The sequence below is a fragment of the Escherichia sp. AM3 genome, from assembly GCF_032029835.1.
In the GTDB taxonomy this organism is placed as follows: Bacteria; Pseudomonadota; Gammaproteobacteria; order Enterobacterales; family Enterobacteriaceae; genus Escherichia; species Escherichia coli.
Window position 1 is genome coordinate 1 of sequence record NZ_JAVUPQ010001225.1, and the last position, 244, is coordinate 244.

Genomic DNA, 244 nt, shown 5'->3' on the forward strand with positions numbered 1-244 from the left:
TCAGAACTCCGGTATCGAAATCGACTCTATCGCAGAACTTGAAGATATCGACGGCGCTGGAACTAAAGGTGTGCTGGTGTACGAAAAGAATCCGATGAATATGTCCATCGAGATCCCTGAAGCATTTAACATGCTGCCAGCACAGCCGAAAGGCTTGCACTTTAAAGTGCCTTGCACCTCTAAATGTACTGGTCTTACAATTTATCGCCCGATGACTATTGTCTTAATCACTGGCGTGTAATAT

1 protein-coding gene is annotated in these 244 nt (G+C 44.7%); it reads left to right on the top strand.

The features are described from left to right. On the top strand, positions 1-241 hold a 241-nt coding region (locus RTW80_RS30410; RefSeq protein WP_312721943.1), incomplete at its 5' end, for a major capsid family protein. Between the last annotated feature and the right edge of the window lie 3 nt (positions 242-244).